Source organism: Chlorobium sp. KB01 (assembly GCF_001975465.1).
In the GTDB taxonomy this organism is placed as follows: Bacteria; Bacteroidota; Chlorobiia; order Chlorobiales; family Chlorobiaceae; genus Chlorobium.
In genome coordinates this window covers 1-16,595 of sequence record NZ_MPJE01000098.1, presented here as the reverse complement: position 1 = coordinate 16,595, position 16,595 = coordinate 1, and the positions used below count along the sequence as shown (strand labels likewise).

General features: G+C 48.9%; 15 protein-coding genes. 2 read left to right on the top strand and 13 right to left on the bottom strand.

The genetic code is table 11. The features are described from left to right. Together BOO20_RS10235 and istB are read left to right on the top strand one after the other, a co-directional pair. The coding region (locus BOO20_RS10235) for a DDE-type integrase/transposase/recombinase (RefSeq protein WP_076792493.1) at window positions 1-1,343 on the top strand (1,343 nt) is incomplete at its 5' end. A gap of 2 nt (window positions 1,344-1,345) precedes the next feature. Next, on the top strand, window positions 1,346-2,182 hold the full coding sequence (gene istB, locus BOO20_RS10230; RefSeq protein WP_076792491.1) for an IS21-like element helper ATPase IstB: 837 nt from the start codon (window positions 1,346-1,348) through the stop codon (window positions 2,180-2,182). 412 nt (window positions 2,183-2,594) lie between these two features. Here the strand turns inward: istB and BOO20_RS10225 are convergent, their stop codons facing one another. The 13 genes from BOO20_RS10225 to BOO20_RS10165 form a co-directional block, all read right to left on the bottom strand. Next, entirely contained in the window at window positions 2,595-2,804 is a 210-nt protein-coding gene (locus BOO20_RS10225) for a cold-shock protein (RefSeq protein ID WP_076792489.1), read from the bottom strand. A gap of 231 nt (window positions 2,805-3,035) precedes the next feature. After that, a complete protein-coding gene (locus BOO20_RS10220) occupies window positions 3,036-3,986 on the bottom strand; it encodes a WD40 repeat domain-containing protein (RefSeq protein ID WP_006366623.1) in 951 nt (316 codons plus the stop codon). Between the two features lie 112 nt (window positions 3,987-4,098). Next, window positions 4,099-5,235, bottom strand: coding sequence for a glycosyltransferase (locus tag BOO20_RS10215; protein WP_076792488.1), 1,137 nt, complete (start codon window positions 5,233-5,235; stop codon window positions 4,099-4,101). 61 nt (window positions 5,236-5,296) lie between these two features. After that, window positions 5,297-6,181, bottom strand: a complete 885-nt coding sequence (gene hisG, locus BOO20_RS10210) for an ATP phosphoribosyltransferase (protein ID WP_006366621.1) — start codon at window positions 6,179-6,181, stop codon at window positions 5,297-5,299. Between the two features lie 20 nt (window positions 6,182-6,201). Further along, the gene (locus BOO20_RS10205; protein WP_076792486.1) at window positions 6,202-6,957 is read right to left on the bottom strand and encodes a UDP-2,3-diacylglucosamine diphosphatase; all 756 of its coding nucleotides are present in this window, start codon (window positions 6,955-6,957) and stop codon (window positions 6,202-6,204) included. 15 nt (window positions 6,958-6,972) lie between these two features. Continuing rightward, window positions 6,973-7,686 (bottom strand): diacylglycerol/polyprenol kinase family protein, encoded by a 714-nt coding sequence (locus BOO20_RS10200; protein ID WP_076792484.1) that lies wholly within the window; start codon window positions 7,684-7,686, stop codon window positions 6,973-6,975. A 93-nt stretch (window positions 7,687-7,779) separates the two neighbouring features. Further along, on the bottom strand, window positions 7,780-8,778 hold the full coding sequence (locus BOO20_RS10195; RefSeq protein WP_076792483.1) for a UbiA family prenyltransferase: 999 nt from the start codon (window positions 8,776-8,778) through the stop codon (window positions 7,780-7,782). Between the two features lie 208 nt (window positions 8,779-8,986). Next, on the bottom strand, window positions 8,987-10,309 hold the full coding sequence (miaB, locus tag BOO20_RS10190; RefSeq protein WP_076792481.1) for a tRNA (N6-isopentenyl adenosine(37)-C2)-methylthiotransferase MiaB: 1,323 nt from the start codon (window positions 10,307-10,309) through the stop codon (window positions 8,987-8,989). 73 nt (window positions 10,310-10,382) lie between these two features. Further along, window positions 10,383-10,823, bottom strand: coding sequence for a hypothetical protein (locus tag BOO20_RS10185; protein ID WP_076792480.1), 441 nt, complete (start codon window positions 10,821-10,823; stop codon window positions 10,383-10,385). A gap of 140 nt (window positions 10,824-10,963) precedes the next feature. Next, window positions 10,964-11,575 (bottom strand): iron-sulfur cluster assembly scaffold protein, encoded by a 612-nt coding sequence (locus BOO20_RS10180; RefSeq protein WP_076792478.1) that lies wholly within the window; start codon window positions 11,573-11,575, stop codon window positions 10,964-10,966. After that, window positions 11,559-12,764 (bottom strand): cysteine desulfurase family protein, encoded by a 1,206-nt coding sequence (locus tag BOO20_RS10175; RefSeq protein WP_076792476.1) that lies wholly within the window; start codon window positions 12,762-12,764, stop codon window positions 11,559-11,561. Before BOO20_RS10175 ends, BOO20_RS10180 begins: the two co-directional genes overlap by 17 nt. Before the next feature lie 552 nt (window positions 12,765-13,316). Then, window positions 13,317-14,036, bottom strand: a complete 720-nt coding sequence (locus tag BOO20_RS10170; RefSeq protein ID WP_083694645.1) for a RodZ family helix-turn-helix domain-containing protein — start codon at window positions 14,034-14,036, stop codon at window positions 13,317-13,319. Window positions 14,037-14,258: 222 nt separating this feature from the next. Further along, on the bottom strand, window positions 14,259-16,325 hold the full coding sequence (locus tag BOO20_RS10165) for a lipopolysaccharide assembly protein LapB (protein ID WP_144277160.1): 2,067 nt from the start codon (window positions 16,323-16,325) through the stop codon (window positions 14,259-14,261). Window positions 16,326-16,595: the final 270 nt, after the last annotated feature.

The following is a 16,595-nucleotide window of genomic DNA, read 5'->3' as shown; positions in this document are numbered from 1 at the left end:
CTGACTGCAGTGCAACTCAAGTTGAAGACTGGCTGAAGGAGCATCACCCGGATTTTCCGGAGGTAACGACTCGAACGATCTACTCATTTGTCCAGTGGATCAGAAAAACCTATGATCTTCCAAAACCGAAAGGAACCCCTCGTGCCTATCATCCGGTCGAGCAACTTCCTTACGGAGAGCAGGCGCAGGTTGATTTCGGTGAGTACTGGATGGTGAGTGCTGATGAAGACAAAGTGAAGGTTCACTTCATGATTATGCTGCTCTCCCGGAGCCGCAGGAAGTTTGTCAGCTTCAGCCAGCAACCGATTACAACCCGTTTTGTGCTTGAGGCTCATGAACAGGCATTTGCCTTTTTTGAGGGCATACCGCACACACTGGTTTATGATCAGGACTCAACCATTGTTTCCGATGAAAACCGGGGCGCCATCCTTTATACGGAGGCGTTCAGGAAGTACCTGTTGCACCGCAGTCTGAAGGTCCATCTCTGTCGGAAAAGCGACCCTGAAAGCAAAGGGAAAATCGAGGCCGGCGTCAAGTATGTGAAGTACAACTTTCTGCCGGGGCGACGCTTCGTCAATCTTGAAGTCCTGAACCAGGAATCGTTGCTCTGGCTTGAACGAACGGCCAATGCCAAAGAACATGCCACAACGCGGCTGATACCTGAGGCAGAATGGCAGGTGGAGAAACAGCATCTTCGTCCTTTTGAACCCTTACCCTATCCGATTTCCGGCCCTGTCGGTAAAGAATGCCATGTACGCAAAGACAACACGATCTCGTATCGAGGGAATTTCTATAGCCTGCCGGTCGGCACCTATGCAGGACCGGGGACACTGGTTGTGCTGGAAGTCAGGCAGAATACCCTTTGTCTCTATGCTCATGACGGCAGGTTGCTGGCCAATCACCCGATTAAGAGCGGCAAAGGTACCGTGGTGATCAACAACCACCACCGACGCGATACCTCCGCCAAACGGCGAGAGTTGCAGGACTCGCTCAAGCCGCTTTTCAGCAATCAGGAACAGGCGGAACTGTTTCTTGAAAGCATCCACAACCGTTATCCCCGATACAGCAGGGACCAGTTCCTGCATGTACGCAATACCATCAGCGGATGCCCGCAGAAGCTGATAGATGATGCCCTCGCACACTGTGTCGATCATCATCTTTTTTCATCCGGTGAGTTCCATGATATCCTGCACCATTACCGAAAGCGGGAAGAAAAACAGAGTCATCCGGCGGTCTTCAACACCATCCGCCCGAAAACACGCCGAAGTGACCTGAACAGGATACTCTCGTTCGTGCCAGACAGCAGTTCCATAACCACCTATGAAACCATTTTCAGCTGTTAACCATGGAAAGAACCATTACCACCATACAGGAACACGCCCGGGAACTCAACCTCACCGGGCTGGCAGGAACCGTCGATCTCCTGCTCGAAGAAGCGCGCAAAAGCGAACCATCCTATAGCGATTTTGCGCTGACCCTGCTCGAAACTGAAATCTCCTGTCGACGGAAAGCTCATCTTGAACGGCGACGGAAAGCCGCCAACCTGCCGTTGCTCCATGACCTTGATCATTACGACTCAGGAGTGCAGAACGGGATCAGCCAAGTCCAGCTCCAGCAGTTACGGCAACTGCTCTGGCTTGATCAGAACTACAACCTGATCCTTATCGGGCCAAGCGGCACAGGCAAAAGCTATCTTGCCGGCGGGCTCTGCCATGAAGCCCTCAAACTCGGTTATCACGCACTGTTCCGGACTATGGATGAACTCATCCAGACCATCAGGTTCAAAGAAGTTACAACGGCGGCTGCAAGGGAGTACAAGCGATTAGTGCATGCGCATCTTCTGGTTATCGACGATATCATGATGTTCCCGCTTGAAAAAAGTGTAGCTGTCGGCCTGTTCCAGCTCATCAACCAGCTTCATGAACAGACATCATTCATCATTACCACCAACAAAAACCCGAAAGAGTGGGCAGAGATGCTCGGCGACGAGGTTCTTGCTACGGCGATGCTTGATCGGCTGCTCTACAAATGCGAAGTCATCAAACTTACCGGTAAAAGCTACCGGCTCGAACACCGTACAACCATCTTCGAACAAAAGCAACCGGCGGAAGGAGGCGCCACACGCAGAAAAAAGCAACTATCGCTTCAAAAAGTCGTAGCAAATCATGCCGAAATGACGTAATTTAAAGCCGCTGCCTGGGTGATTGCTAATTTCCGACTACAAGCGTTCAGGTTAAAAGAGAAGTGCACATATTCCGAATGTTGCATTGCTGTACAAGCGATCCTGCGTGATCTCCCTTTGGCAAAAGGTTCTCTTCGTCGTTGCAGTCCCTGAACTCCTTTTTGTCCGTGTCTTGATTTCAGGGTAAGCGTTGAGCCCGATGTGCCGGAAATAAAAAAAACACAAGGCGCATGGATTACGCCCTGTGTTTTTAATCAAAAACCCGGGAACTCCGGTTTCAGTAAAAAAACCGGATGCGGTTAAGCATAACAACCGCCATCATAAAACAAGCAAAGAGTGCCGATAAATGACCAACTGTCGAAACCGCCCGAACAAAATGATGTGAAGAACCGCCCTGTGATTCAGAACTGCTTTAGAGAGGGGTTACATTTTCAGCCTGGAGGCCTTTTGCGCCCTGTGTGACTTCCATCAAAACTTTCTGGCCTTCAATAAGCGTTTTGCGTCCGGTGCCGTTGATTGCACTGTGATGCACAAAAACGTCTTTTCCACCCTTCTGCTCAATAAAACCGTAACCTTTTTCTTCGTTGAACCATTTGACAGTTCCTTCAACCTGAGTACCCATATCTACCTCTTTTTTATTTTTGCCAGTTAAACTTGGCGTTACAATGAGCGAACCTCTACATGAAGCGCTCAAAAACGAATTTATTTTTCGTGAAAATTAATTTACTCACTTTAAGCTAATTCAAAAAGAAAGTTGTGCAGTTTAACCCACTTTTTTAGAATCAATCAAAAAAAATCCCTGATGCCCTCCTGAAGAGCACCCCCTTGCAATAACACCGAAGAAACCGCTCAATTATACTACAGCCCAGAGCTTTATTCTGCGATCATCACTTCCGCTTGCGATGATTTTTCCATCAGGCGAAATATCTACTGACTGTACTTCAAGCGTATGACCACGATAGGAGTGCAGCTGTTTGCCTGTCGCTACATCCCAGAGGCGGATCGACTCGTCATTTGCCGCACTTGCGACCTTCGTTCCCTCCGGATTGAAACAGACACTGCGCACCGCATCTTCATGTCCTTCAAGTACCTTGAGAATCTCTCCTGTTGCTGCGTCAACAATCTTGACTTTGGCATCACGCCCGCAAAAAGCGATCAATTTATCATCAGGACTGAAAACAACCGCGTGCGAAAGCGTATCATTGGTTCGGTAGTTAGCGATATTTCTTCCGCTCTCCACATCCCAGATTTTAAGTACCGGCTCCTCACCGCAACTGACTATTTTCTTTCCGTCATGGCTGTAGGCAAGCGATTCGATATATGATTTATGACCCCGCCACACGGAGAGCTCATTACCTGTTTCAACATCCCAGAGCCGGATTGTCGTATCTCGGGAACAGCTGGCAAGAACCTTGCTGTCGGGGCTGAATGCCACCATACGGACTGCCGTATCATGACCTTTGCAGACATGGAGACACTTGCCGGTTTCGGCATCCCATATTCTTGCCGTACTGTCCGTACTGCCACTCGCCAGACGTTTTCCGTCGCGACTGTAGTCAATGCACTCGACCCATGTTTCATGGCCTTTCATGGTGAAAAGCGATTTTCCTGACTCTACATCCCACAGCATTACGCTCTCATCGAAGCTTCCACTGACAAGCTTTTTGCCATCCGTGCTGAACCTGACACCCAGAACCCGATCGAGATGACCTTCCATTGTCTTTATGACATTGATGTCCTCTTTAATCGCTGGAAGTTTCAGCTCTACCTCTTTTTTTCCGAATATCTTCGATATGAAACCCATAACACTGCTCTCGTTTGAATTGAAAGACTCTCCCCGGAATAAGGGATTGCCATATTACATTAATCGTGCAATTTACAAAAATTAATCGCCTTCACCGAAATCTTGCACCCCCTCATGAAAAATTGTAGTTCCGCCCCTTCCATCTGGCTCCTCTTCCCGATTGTATGATCCAGAAAGAGTTCCAGGCTATAGCAATAAGGATAAGCTGCGAAAAGAGGTTAAGAAAAACCATGGCTGTTGACTGACCGAAGAGCCTTGCAATGATGACCCGGGAGAGCAGGGCGATAACCATCTGTGTCAGAGGCAGCCAGAACAAGAGCATTGTGAACTTGCCGGCAATCAGTGCGTTTAAGAAAAAGAGATAGGGTGCGATGTAAAATGCCGCCGTCAGCGTCATAAGCAGAAAGAGCCCGGGGGTACTGTAACCGAGCGAGGCATAGAGGTTTTTTGAAAACCCTTCCCAGATATCCCTGAATGAACGGTACATCCTGCAGCTTACCGCATCGAAACCATTGAATGCCACAACCCTGCCTCCAGCTCTCTTCACCTCCCTGCAGAGCCCTATATCTTCTGCCAGAGCCTGCCGGACAGCCGTATGACCGTTGATCCTGTCATAGAACTCCCTGCGGAAAAGAATAAACTGGCCGTTTGCAAAACAAAAAGCGGGATTCCGGCTGGTCCGGACAAGGCGAAGCGGCAGGTAACACAGAAGAATAACATAAACCAGAGGCACAACAAGCTCTTCCCAGAACGAGCCGAGCTCCTGGCGGGGTGTAAGAGAGAGCATATCACCCTTTTCCGAGTTCAATGCTGCAACCGAGCGGCGGAGAGCATCAGGTTCATGCTTTGTATCAGCATCGGTAAAGAGCAGCAGATCACCTTTTGCCTGACGGCTGAGCTGAAGGCATGCCCAGGCCTTGCCATGCCATCCATCCGGAAGCGGCTCACCCTGCAGCACCCTCAGCCGTCCGCCGGACTCATCGAAAAGCGTTTGCAACAGTTGAGGCGTCGCATCAGTTGAACCGTCATCGAGTACCAGAATTTCAAAGGCAGCGTAGTCCTGCATCAACAGGGAGCGCACACAGCGTTCTATATTAAGCGCTTCATTCCTTGCCGGCACAAGAACCGAAACAAGCGGGCCGGTACAAGCGGGATTTGAGGGCATAAGCCGGAGATCGATCAGGTTCCTCAGCAGGATCGCAAAAAAAGCCAGCAGTGACAAGAGCACTGCAATCTGATAGATGAGCATGGGCGTTAAAAAAGGCCGCCCTTGCGGGCAGCCTGAAAGTTCATGATGCGTTCAAAGCCTTTCAATCGATCAGTTTATTGATATTGTACTCAAAAATACCCTCGGCACCGGCTCTTTTCAGCTCAGGAATAAGCTTGCGGACGATTTTATCGGTTACAATAACTTCAAGTGCAACCCACTGCTCTTCAGCAAGGTGAGAGACGGTCGGCTGGCGCAGGGCAGGAATAATGGCGATAATCTTGTCGAGCGCTGATTTCGGGGCATTCATTTTCAGGCCGACCTTGCCCTGTGCATTAATTGCGCCCTGAAGCATGAGAGCCATACTCTCAATCTTTTCGCGCTTCCACGGATCGTTCCATGAGCTCTTGTTGGCAATCAGTTTGGTATTGGATTCAAGAATCGTATCGACAATCCTCAGCTTGTTGGCCCTGAGTGAAGAGCCTGTTTCGGTCACTTCGACAATCGCATCGGCCAGATCGGGAGGCTTGACCTCGGTAGCTCCCCAGCTGAACTCCACGGAGGCCGTAACACCGTTACTTGCAAGATATTTTTTGGTGATATTGACCACTTCAGTAGCGATATGCTTGCCTTCAAGGTCTTTGACCGACTTGATCGGCGAGTTTTCAGGCACAGCAAGCACCCAGCGGACCGGACGCATGGAGGCTTTTGAATAGACCAGATCTGCCACCTCAACAACATCGGCATCCGTTTCAATGATCCAATCCCTGCCGGTAAGCCCTACATCAAAGGCGCCGAGTTCGACATAGTGGGCCATCTCCTGCGCCCTTATGAGAATAGCTTCCAGCTCATCGTCATCTATAGAGGGAAAATAGGATCGGCTTTGGACAGAAAAATGAAACCCTGCATGTGCAAAAAGATCGATTGTCGAATCCTGGAGACTTCCCTTCGGCAAACCAAGCTTGAGCACCTTGTTTGTATTACTCATGGTAGATACTGTCTATGATATTAACTGTTAATGTTCTGTAACTCTTTAAGATGAAACACACCATCCCTGAAAACTCCATAGGGAGTGCCGCCCTCAATCCACGATCCGAGATTGACATAGGTTTTCCGGCCTCCGGCAAGCTCCGTAATCCCCTTTACATGGTTGTGACCGCATAAAAAGTAGTCAAACTCTTTTTCTTTTGCCAGCAGTTCGGCAAAGTTCAGTAACCGGGCATTTTCAAAAACACGGTTATCAGGCTTATGCTTCCGGCTGAGCTGTGAGAGCCTTTTCATCAGACCGATTGCCAGATCGGGCTGAAAACCGGAAAGCAGCGCAAGATTAAAGCGGTTCCTGACAACACGGGCAAAGAGTTTGTAACCGATATCCCCTTTTCCCAGTCCGTCACCATGGGCTATAACAAATCTGCTCCCGTCAATCTGAAGCTCATGCATACCATAGAGTGTCCGGATGCCGAGCTCATCATCAAAGTACCGCCCGAGAAAAAAGTCGTGATTGCCGGCAACATAAATGACCTCTATCTGGCTGCGAACAAGATCAGACAATAAACAAAATAATCTGGTAAATCCCTTTGGAATGACATGGCGGAACTCCAGCCAGTAATCAAAAATATCGCCAAGCATATAAAGCGAACGACCTTCTGCCTTGATGATGGCAAAAAGTCGTTCGAGGTTGTCAAGCTTGAGCTGCTCGGTTTTTTCATCCTGCAGCCCGGCATGAAAGTCGCTGATAAAATAGCTCGCCGGTCCTGTCGTCATGCGTTCATCCTGCTTTTACAAAAAACGGGCAGCAGCAATAACTGCAACCGGAATAGTCAGGTTGTCGACCTCTTTGGGACTGACACCTTCAACAATCGTTGCAATAACCGCAATCAGTATAATTTTGTCCGTTGCTATCGATCCGGGCACGATAAGCTGCACAAAGAAAAGGCCTGCGGCAATACTTCCTACAAGAAAAGCAAGACTCCCTTCAACACTTTTATCACTGAGTACCCGGTATTTCAACCTGCCGAAGCGGGTACCGATAATCGGAGCGAGACCATCTCCCCAACCGAGAACAGCCATGGCAAGAACCCCTGCCGGCTGTTTGTAGTAAACCGTTCCGCAGATCATGGCAACCACCACAAAATAGAGCGTACCCTTGAGCAGCTCGCGCTTGTCACCGGTTCGTGTCATGGTTTTTACCGCCTGGTCATCATCGGCAGCAAAGAGCCCTTTCTGGATCAAAAGCAGGGTCCAGACAGCAAATACGGTAATATTCAGATAGTGTGACCAGTCCGTGTCAATAAAAAGGGGAAGAAACACAATAACTGATCCGGCACAGATGTGGGTGATTTTGCGGCTGATATCGCGTGGAAGCGAGTGGTTGGTTACGAAATAGTCCATCAGCGGCGGAACACTGAATACATAGACAAAGGTCATCAGGGTAACCAGCGCATTGTGCCATACCACCGGCAGCGAAAAAAAAGTAGACTGAAGAGTATCCATAGCACTATTATTTTTAACGATTACTATTGAAAACAGACAGCCCGATCATCACTGAACAGTATCCACCACGCTTTGTAAAAAAACAATCCAACCTTACAGATATTTCATACCGACCATACCGGCAATAAGAAGATTATTGATTAAAAACAGAATGTTGTTTGCCACCTGAAAGCGGAGAAACGCATTGTGCTCCTGAACATCACTCTTGCCGATTGCATTGCCGAAACCGTCATCAACAGCCCCCTGCAGGAATGAGATTCCTCCTTTTGGATCACGCAGAAGCTGCACCTGAAGATAGAGATTGAGCACAAGACCGATAAGAACAAAAACCGTAGGAATCATAAACCCCTCTGAAAAAGAGAAGTAGGCAAGCACAGCGAAAACAAGATCAATAATGATAAAGGAGACCAGAAAGGTTTTTCTTGCGCCGATCATGACTGTCAGCGATTTGAGACCGCCATCCTTGTCCCCTTCCGCCGACTTGAAGTCGTTGAGAATAATCAATGCGACTGCCATAAAAAAGTTCAGGCTGGCGAGCAGGACAGCTTCAGGACGGATATCACCGAAGAGGGCGTTTGCCGATAAAAAAGAGACAAAGCCATAGGAAAAACCGACGGCGGGTGCTGAGGTAAGAATATTTTTTTTCAGCTTAAGCGGAGGCGCTGAATAGATATAGGCTACAAAAAGTGCCGATAAAATTGACGCGATAATCACGATACCACGAACCCCGCCAATATGCAGACCGAGGAACAAGCCAAGACCGATGGCTGAAAGAAGAGCAATGATGCTGTTCCACAACCCCTCTTTTTCACTTAAACGGCCAGAGGGAATCGGGCGCGTTGGCTCATTGACCCTGTCAAGCTCAAGATCAAAACAGTCGTTGACCGACTGACTGAAACCGGTACCAAGAGGACCGAACATGAGAAAGATGGCAAAAAGGAGAAGATAGTCGTGAAGAGTCGGCTTCATGGCTCCTGAAGCCATAACACCTGCAGCAAGACAGGGAAATACACTGATCCAGGTAACAGGATCAAGGAGCTCAAGGTGTGCTCTAACTTTATCGGTAAAACCGAGTCTTGCGGGATCTGACATACTGTACTTCTCTCCGGAGCCCCGACGGGGGACTGTTAAATGATTGAGATCAAAGGGACAATTTACAAATACGGCTCAAGATAAAAAAGCCCTAATCCTGCAAGGGTTGGAAGCTAGCCCCGACAGAAAAGAAAAGGACCCACAGATCCTGTAATTTCCTTCTACAGGGCAACCACAAGGGATTGCCCCTACCTAACACCTGGGGCTGTCAGTCGGGAGTCCCGGTCATGGTCGCTGATGTGGCCGACGTGATCAGCACGCTGACAAGATCACCCGGCTGATAGCCTTTTCGATCAAAAACAACCGCCCGGTTTGTATCCGTCCGGCCCATAAGCTGCGTCGCAGAGCGCCGGCTTTCAGATTCGGCAAGCACTTCGACCACCGAACCGATTGATTGCTGAAGCAGTTCTCCGGAAATATCGTTCTGCAGATCAATGATCTCCTGCAACCTCCGCTTTTTGACCGCTTCGGGAACATCGTCCTCCAAAGTGCGGGCGGCGAGGGTGCCGGGCCGTGTGGAGTAGAAAAACATATAGGCCGCATCAAACCGTATATCTGAAAGCAGTTTGAGTGTCAACTGGTGATCGGCCTCATCTTCACCGCAGAAGCCTGCAATGAGATCCGTTGAGAGGGATACATCGGGAATGACCGAACGGATAAGGGCTATTTTTTCGCGGTACTGTTCTATGGTGTGCCCCCGGTTCATAAGACCCAGAACCCTTGACGAACCGGACTGAACCGGCAGATGGATGTGATTGCATATGTTCGGTCGCCGGGCTATGGTGCGAACCAGCGATTCGGAGATATCTTTTGGATGGGAGGTGGTAAAGCGAATCCTGAGCTCAGGCGTCAGGCGACTGACGGCCTCAAGTAATCCCGCAAAATCCATATCCCTGTCAGGGGCAGAGTAGGAGTTGACATTCTGCCCGAGCAGCGTGATCTCCCGGTATCCTGAAGCAGCAACCTTGCGCACCTCATCGAGAACCGAACTCATGGTGTGACTGCGTTCACGGCCACGGGTAAAAGGTACAACGCAGTAAGCACACATGTTATTGCATCCCCGCATAACCGGAACAAAGGCCGTAATCAACCCCTGCCTGCGCGGATCAATACCCTCATAGGTCTCAGCCGGGTTGAACTCCAGCGATGAAGCTCTCTTTCCCGATCGAGCCTGACTGATAAGCAGGGGTAGTGAACGATAGGTATCCGGACCGGCAAGAAAATCAATCGCCGGAGACATTGAAAACATCTCCTCACGCTGATACTGGGGAATACAGCCGGCAACACCGAGAATCAGATCCTTCTGTTTTCGTTTCATTCCAAGGAGATGCTGGAGGTAGTGCTCAATGCGCTCGACCGCATTTTCGCGAACCGCACAGGTATTGAGCAGTATAATCCCCGCCTCACCCTCGCTCTCTGCCGGAACATAGCCATCCTCTACCAGCAGCGCTGCCATAATAGCTGAGTCAGCCTGATTCATTTGACACCCGAAAGTGTGAATATAGAAACGGTTACTCCGCTCAGTGCTCATGATTCGTATTTCTCATTGATAAAATGTTCTGTCAGAACAACAATAGGCCCTTCGCGCCATCCGGAAAAGGCCCTCAGCTGTTTGATGCAAGCCGTCCGGCCACAAAAACAGACAAGAGTCCGGTAAGGGCGAGCTGAACAAGGGGCAGCAAACCGACCCCGAACATCACAGGCATTGCCGTTCGGTAGTGCCAGAGATGCAGCACATTGATACTGATATACTCAATAGTGAATGCCGCAGCAAGAGCGGAAAGAAAAAAAATGGCGTTGTTGCGCCAAATGCACTGCCAGCTCCATCGACGGGCAATAAGAGCGGTAAACAGATAGAGTGCGACGATGCCGAGTGTATCCATCAACGCCATAAAGAGCATCATCGGAACATACTCGCCTGCCGGCATTCCGGGGTGTGCCTCAAACAGCAGTCCGTGCAGGGACTCCCAGCAGAAATTGAGAAGAAATGCTGTTAACGGGAGGGCTGCGGAAAATGAGAGCGTTTTTCTCCATCGTTGCGTCATGACTTCTCTGTTCCGGTATCAGCATGGAATGGCCTGGCAATACAAGCGAAGAGAGGCAAAAACAGGAGATGGCACTTTGCTTCCCTGTTTTTACCTCTTGTTCTCCAGCTCAATCTTTACGGATGATACGCTCCTTTCATTCAGACACCAAAATGGATATGCTTGAACTTTTCAAGCAGCAGTTCAGCTTCATCCTTGCATTGGCCGCATACCGTTCCAAGTTTGGTGTGTTCCTGCAGCTCCAGATAGGTACGGGCACCTTCAAGCACAGCATCCTCAATATCGTGATCGGTAACATTCATGCACTGGCATATCACCTTAACATCCGCCTTCTTGACCTTGTCGGTCATGCCGTTACGGGTATAGTAGTCGTTGATGGCTGCCCGCAGAGCCTTGTCACCAAGCACCGAGCAGTGAATCTTGTTATCCGGAAGACCGCCAAGCTCCAGGGCAACCTCTTTCGGGGAGATATTGAATGCCTGGTCAAGCGTCCGACCCTTGACCATCTCGGAAAGAACCGAAGTGCTGGCAATTGCACTTGCACAACCGTATGTTTTCCACTGACAGTCGGTGATCACATCTTTTTCGCGGTCTACCTTTATGACCACCATCATCTGATCCCCGCACTGCAGGTTGCCTTCCATACCTACACCATCGAAATCATCGGTATTCTCACCCTGCAAAATATTCTTAGGGTTCATGAAATGTTCCTTCAGCGTATCGCTATATGCCCACTCACCTGCTTGCAGCATGCACTCCTCCTTTTATATATGCCGTTGACATGTTTCTTATTTTGTTAATTGTTCCTGGTAATACGTCAAGAAGATAATCCACCTCCTGCATCGTACTCTCCCGTCCCATACTGAACCGTATTGAGCCGTGCGCACGCTCGGCATCCACACCGGTAGCAAGAAGAACATGGGAAGGGTCAAGAGAACCCGATGCGCAGGCTGATCCTGTTGAGACGGCTATGCCTTCCAGATCCAGATAGAGCAGAACTGCTTCGCCCTCCACGCCTTCAAAAGAGACATTAAGCGTTCCTGCAAGAGAGTCTGTCGGGTGACCATTGATAGAGATATCGTCAATACGCGCTTCTATCCCCTCTTTCAGGGCTGTTTTAAGCTGAACCATCCGATTGTGCTCCTCCGTCATTTCAAGCGCTCTCATCTCTACAGCACGGCCGAGGCCGAGAATGCCGAGGGTATTTTCTGTTCCGGCCCTCCGGCCCCTCTCCTGATGACCGCCCCGGATCAGCGGGCAGTAGGAGACTCCTTTTTTCACAAAAAGAGCACCGACACCTTTAGGCCCATATATCTTGTGACCTGAAATAGTCAGAAAATCCACTCCGAGCCTGCGGACATCAACTGGCACTTTCCCTACTGCCTGAACGGCATCAGTATGCATATAGGCACCGCTTGCATGAACCATTTTGGTAATCGCTTCAATATCCTGCAGGGTGCCGATCTCATTGTTTGCCATCATAACCGAAACCAGACCGACATCATCACCAAGCATACCCTGGAGCTGATCGAGATCGATTTTGCCGTAACGGTCAACATCAAGATATTTGACATGTGCCCCGCGGTGTGCAAGACATTCAGCCGTTTCAAGCACACAGGGGTGTTCGATTCTCGTGGTAATAATCGTACTGCGCATCCCGCAACCGCCTACACACTGATTCGTCGCACAGACAAAGAGTGAAAGCACGGTATTGTTTGCCTCGGACCCGCTGCCGACAAAAATAATCTCCTCATCGTGCGCCCCGATAAATTCAGCCACTTTCCTGCGTGACGCCTCAACATTTGCCCGTGCTTCACGTCCGTATGTGTGCATGCTCGAAGGATTACCGAACATCTCCATGGCCGCAATCATCTCTTTTTTCACCTCCGGATGCAGCGGAGTTGTGGCATTGTGATCAAAATAAACCTTCATGTCTGCCATAATACTTCAATATTCGTGGTTACGGCCTTGGCCGTGGTTGATTGATGCTAATAATAGCCAATATACGCTCTTTATCACAACAAGGAGTGCAACCGGCACAGGCGAAAAGTCCCATCATGAAAAGCAGAACACCGAACGGCATAGATAACAAACACAGGATCACACCACCGCCCGCCATCCATTACATTATACCCCTGAGCGCTGCATCCTGCATTACTATTTTATGCCCAGTCATGAATATGCATTAAGAAATGGTAAAACGGTACTATTAATTCCATTAATTAGACTCTTTTTATCTTATTTCAAAAAAAAGCAGGAACAACTGGCGGGAGAAAAAACAGGAAGAGTGGAAATGGCAGGGGTTTTTGTCCACAATAAAAGGACCAAAAGGAGTTAAGGCAGAGGTGAACAGGAGGTATAGGACAAATGGGACTGATAAAAGAAAAAAGAGGCGATGAACAAGATTCAATTTTCCCCTTCCACTTCAGTCCACTACTCTCCACCATATACATTGACCACTAACGTCCAAATTCTTCAGTGCTCATTGACTGTCTACCGGGAAACAGCGGGTTCCTCGGCAGCAGGGGCTTCCCGACGGACGGGAGGCTGCGGAGGAGCCGGACGTTCCGAAGATGCAGGCGTAGCCGGCGAAGTCTGGATTTCCGGAGGAGAAGGGCGTTCGCGATCCACAGCGGGGTTTGATGTATCGTCACTTTTGATTGCAAGAGAATCAACGATCTGCTCGGCAACCGCAACGGTATCCTCCACCGCTGGCGATGGCATAGCAACCGGAGTCGGAGCCGGAGTTACGGACAACTGGAAATTACCGGAAAAATAAAGAGCGGCAAGAACAGCCACTGCAATGAGAACAATCAATACCGTGAGCGTTTTCCATGAAACCAATGATTTCTGAATCCGGACTTCCGAAGGATATTCGGCAGTGATTCTGCTCTGTTTCTGATTCTCTGCTGAAGCACCTTCATCCGTCGCAGCTCGAGTAGTTGCTCCGGAGACCTGCAGATCTTTCCGGCACTGCTCAAGTATCTCATCATTGCCGACACCTAAAAACCTGGCATAGGACTTGATATAGGCAAAAATATAGGCTCTGGAGAGGAAAGTGAAATCCCCCTCCTCTATATTTTCGAGATAGCTCTTCTGAATGGTGATCTGTCGGCTGATATCCTCAAGGGGGAGATTACTCTCCATTCTGGCTCTCTTCAGCTCCCTTGCCATAAGCTCCAGCGCACTACTGCTTGATACCTTGTCCGTCATAGAGATGAGTCCGGATTACGAGTAACATAAGAATAAGTACAAACAATAATATTTGTAAATTTAAAAAAAACCTGAACGCCTTTCAATAAACAAAGAGTATTTATTCCCTTTATAAAAATTGTTTTACCTGTTTTTATCCACAAAGTATATATCGCAATCCATAAGAAGCATTAACAAAAGCTTAAAAAAACACTATAGAGAGCATATAACAATCCCTTTGGGTTAATCATCACCGTATAAAGAAACATATCGCCATATTTCACGACCTCCTGCAGATGTTTCAGCAATAGAAACCATTGCTTCAGAAGCAGATAGGGTACCCTGCATTGCAAGGGCTATCTGTTGGCGAAGTGCATCAAGCTCTGAATTACGGTACTCTTTCCAGAGCAGAAAAATCCTGTCCCGGGGGGCAAAAAGTTTATGTATCCTTGCTCCTGAAACATTATCAACAGGATAAAAATATATTTTTGAAGCCCCGATCTCCGGCTTCAACGGCTGCGATAACAGAGAAAACTCTGTTATGGATTGCAAATATGAATACCTTTTTTCATCCTTGGAATGATTCCCTTCTGCCAAAATATGGAATGGAAATAGATCCGCGGAAATGATAACCAGATGCCGATAACCCTCAATTGAACCCTCGAGAGATTCACTGAACGCTTTTCTAAACCACTCCTTTTCGACTGTCTGGTGTATATTTCCATGAGCCAATTCACGCCTGAACGTACGTATGGATGAATCTGCGGTATGCAGAGAATCAAAGCTGCTGCTTATGGCAATCTGCAGCTGTCGCTTTCCGATAAGCATAACTCCGCATAGTGAGTCGGAAATCAAAGGCTTTATGATCGCCTGATCATCCTTCAGCCTGCCCTGAACAGATTGAAGCGCTTCAGGGGAAAACCGCATGATTTCAGCCGCACGCGGATTTATACTGCGCACCCTCGAAACGAGCTCCAGCAACCGGCCTCTTTTTATATTAATTGCCTGGTCGGCAGCTCTGTTTTTTTCATAGCCTTCAGCACGAAAAAAAATATCGGCTTTGCGCTGCAGCAATCCTGAAATCTCATGTTGTAACCGGCATATCTCGGCATTCAGTAGCGCATGCTCTTTCCCCGGCAGTAAACTTCGCCGATCCTGCTGTATTGATCGCTGAAGTGCAAGAAAACCGGTCTGTTCGGAAGCATCAAAGAGCTCAAAAATCCTTGATTTTTCAAGCAGAAGTCCGACAAGCCGCTTCCCGGCATTTTTTTCAAGCTGAAGAGAGGCCTCTCCCGTCCAGGGGGGGGCACTGTTACGGCTGACAGAAAAACCCTGCTGCAGGGATGAGACTCTCTCTGCATCATCAATCCCGTCGCTTTCAGCCAGCATAAAGAGCGCTGCTGAGCGGGCATAGGGCAAGTTTTGCAGTCGAAAATATTCGGCAGCCTCACGAAAAGAGTCGGGTTTGCGCACAATAACCGCGTTGGATTCAAAGCGGAGAATCTGCACGAGCAGCTGATTTTTGGACTCTTCGGCAAGCGTAAGCGCCCTGAAGAGGAGGTAGCTGGCATTACGCTTATGGTTCGGAAGGAGCTGCAAACTTTTTGATGCTGTACGGAGTGCCTGAATCCTTTCAATCAAGGCCTCCTGCATGCCAAATACCCGTCCGGACTCCGCAGCAATCTTTCCGGCAATGGCATCAGCACTCTCGATATTGAGCTCCGGCTCGGCAACCTTGCACTGAAGCTGCCCGGCCAATGCCGTTATCCGAATGACCGGGTCACGCTCCATACCGGTAAACTCACTATAGATCTCCGCCGCCTTTCGGTACTCACCAATCTCCCGGTAGAGCGATGCCAGCTCGAAACGGATTTGCGGTGCGGGTGAAGAGACTTTTTCAAGTGACGCAGCTGCCGCCCGAAAGCTTCCAAGCTCCCGAAGCCAGGCCGCCTTCTCTACAAGCATTGCGTTACGAAGTGAATCGGAGAGCACTCCTTCAGGAAGTTTCTCAAGACGCAGTGTTGTTCTCAGTGCGTCATAGTAGGAACCGGTCACTCCCTCAAGCGCTCTCTTCTCTTGCAATGCAGCAACAACTTTCGGCGAGGTAATGTTCAGACTGTCAAGAGCGATCCCTTTATTGTAACAGTCGATCGCTTTGAGATACTCCCCCTTGTTTTTATATGCCGATGCCTGCTCGTATAATTTGGTCGAGTTTTCCTCTGCACTGTTGCCCGAACTGCATGAGAGAGAAAAAAAAGAAAACCCGAGAAGAAGAAGTCCCGAGAAGATCGGCAAGAGGCGAATATGCATACCACGGAGCCTCCGGCTCGCGTAAAAAAAACCAAAGTAGTTGTGTAACCGGTAACGCATTTTGAAATCTGACTATAATAATTGCTCTCCTGTATTGTTACTCCACTCTGACGTAACACCGTAACGGTGTTGAACCGTTCCATGCAATGACAAATCAACCGGAACGGGTGAAATACAGAAATGCTTATTTTACTGCAATGGAGGAAAAAATAGGCTCTTCGCTGTGTGAAGTGGGTAGTAATATAAAAAGCGTATATTACTACAGCACTG

Excerpts from the sequence above, each read along its gene's own strand:
- istB (WP_076792491.1), top strand. The coding sequence starts at position 1,346 with ATGGAAAGAACCATTACCACCATACAGGAACACGCCCGGGAACTCAAC.
- BOO20_RS10225 (WP_076792489.1), bottom strand. The coding sequence starts at position 2,804 with ATGGGTACTCAGGTTGAAGGAACTGTCAAATGGTTCAACGAAGAAAAA.
- BOO20_RS10220 (WP_006366623.1), bottom strand. The coding sequence starts at position 3,986 with ATGGGTTTCATATCGAAGATATTCGGAAAAAAAGAGGTAGAGCTGAAA.
- BOO20_RS10215 (WP_076792488.1), bottom strand. The coding sequence starts at position 5,235 with ATGCTCATCTATCAGATTGCAGTGCTCTTGTCACTGCTGGCTTTTTTT.
- hisG (WP_006366621.1), bottom strand. The coding sequence starts at position 6,181 with ATGAGTAATACAAACAAGGTGCTCAAGCTTGGTTTGCCGAAGGGAAGT.
- BOO20_RS10205 (WP_076792486.1), bottom strand. The coding sequence starts at position 6,957 with ATGACGACAGGACCGGCGAGCTATTTTATCAGCGACTTTCATGCCGGG.
- BOO20_RS10200 (WP_076792484.1), bottom strand. The coding sequence starts at position 7,686 with ATGGATACTCTTCAGTCTACTTTTTTTTCGCTGCCGGTGGTATGGCAC.
- BOO20_RS10195 (WP_076792483.1), bottom strand. The coding sequence starts at position 8,778 with ATGTCAGATCCCGCAAGACTCGGTTTTACCGATAAAGTTAGAGCACAC.
- miaB (WP_076792481.1), bottom strand. The coding sequence starts at position 10,309 with ATGAGCACTGAGCGGAGTAACCGTTTCTATATTCACACTTTCGGGTGT.
- BOO20_RS10185 (WP_076792480.1), bottom strand. The coding sequence starts at position 10,823 with ATGACGCAACGATGGAGAAAAACGCTCTCATTTTCCGCAGCCCTCCCG.
- BOO20_RS10180 (WP_076792478.1), bottom strand. The coding sequence starts at position 11,575 with ATGCTGCAAGCAGGTGAGTGGGCATATAGCGATACGCTGAAGGAACAT.
- BOO20_RS10175 (WP_076792476.1), bottom strand. The coding sequence starts at position 12,764 with ATGGCAGACATGAAGGTTTATTTTGATCACAATGCCACAACTCCGCTG.
- BOO20_RS10170 (WP_083694645.1), bottom strand. The coding sequence starts at position 14,036 with ATGACGGACAAGGTATCAAGCAGTAGTGCGCTGGAGCTTATGGCAAGG.
- BOO20_RS10165 (WP_144277160.1), bottom strand. The coding sequence starts at position 16,325 with ATGCATATTCGCCTCTTGCCGATCTTCTCGGGACTTCTTCTTCTCGGG.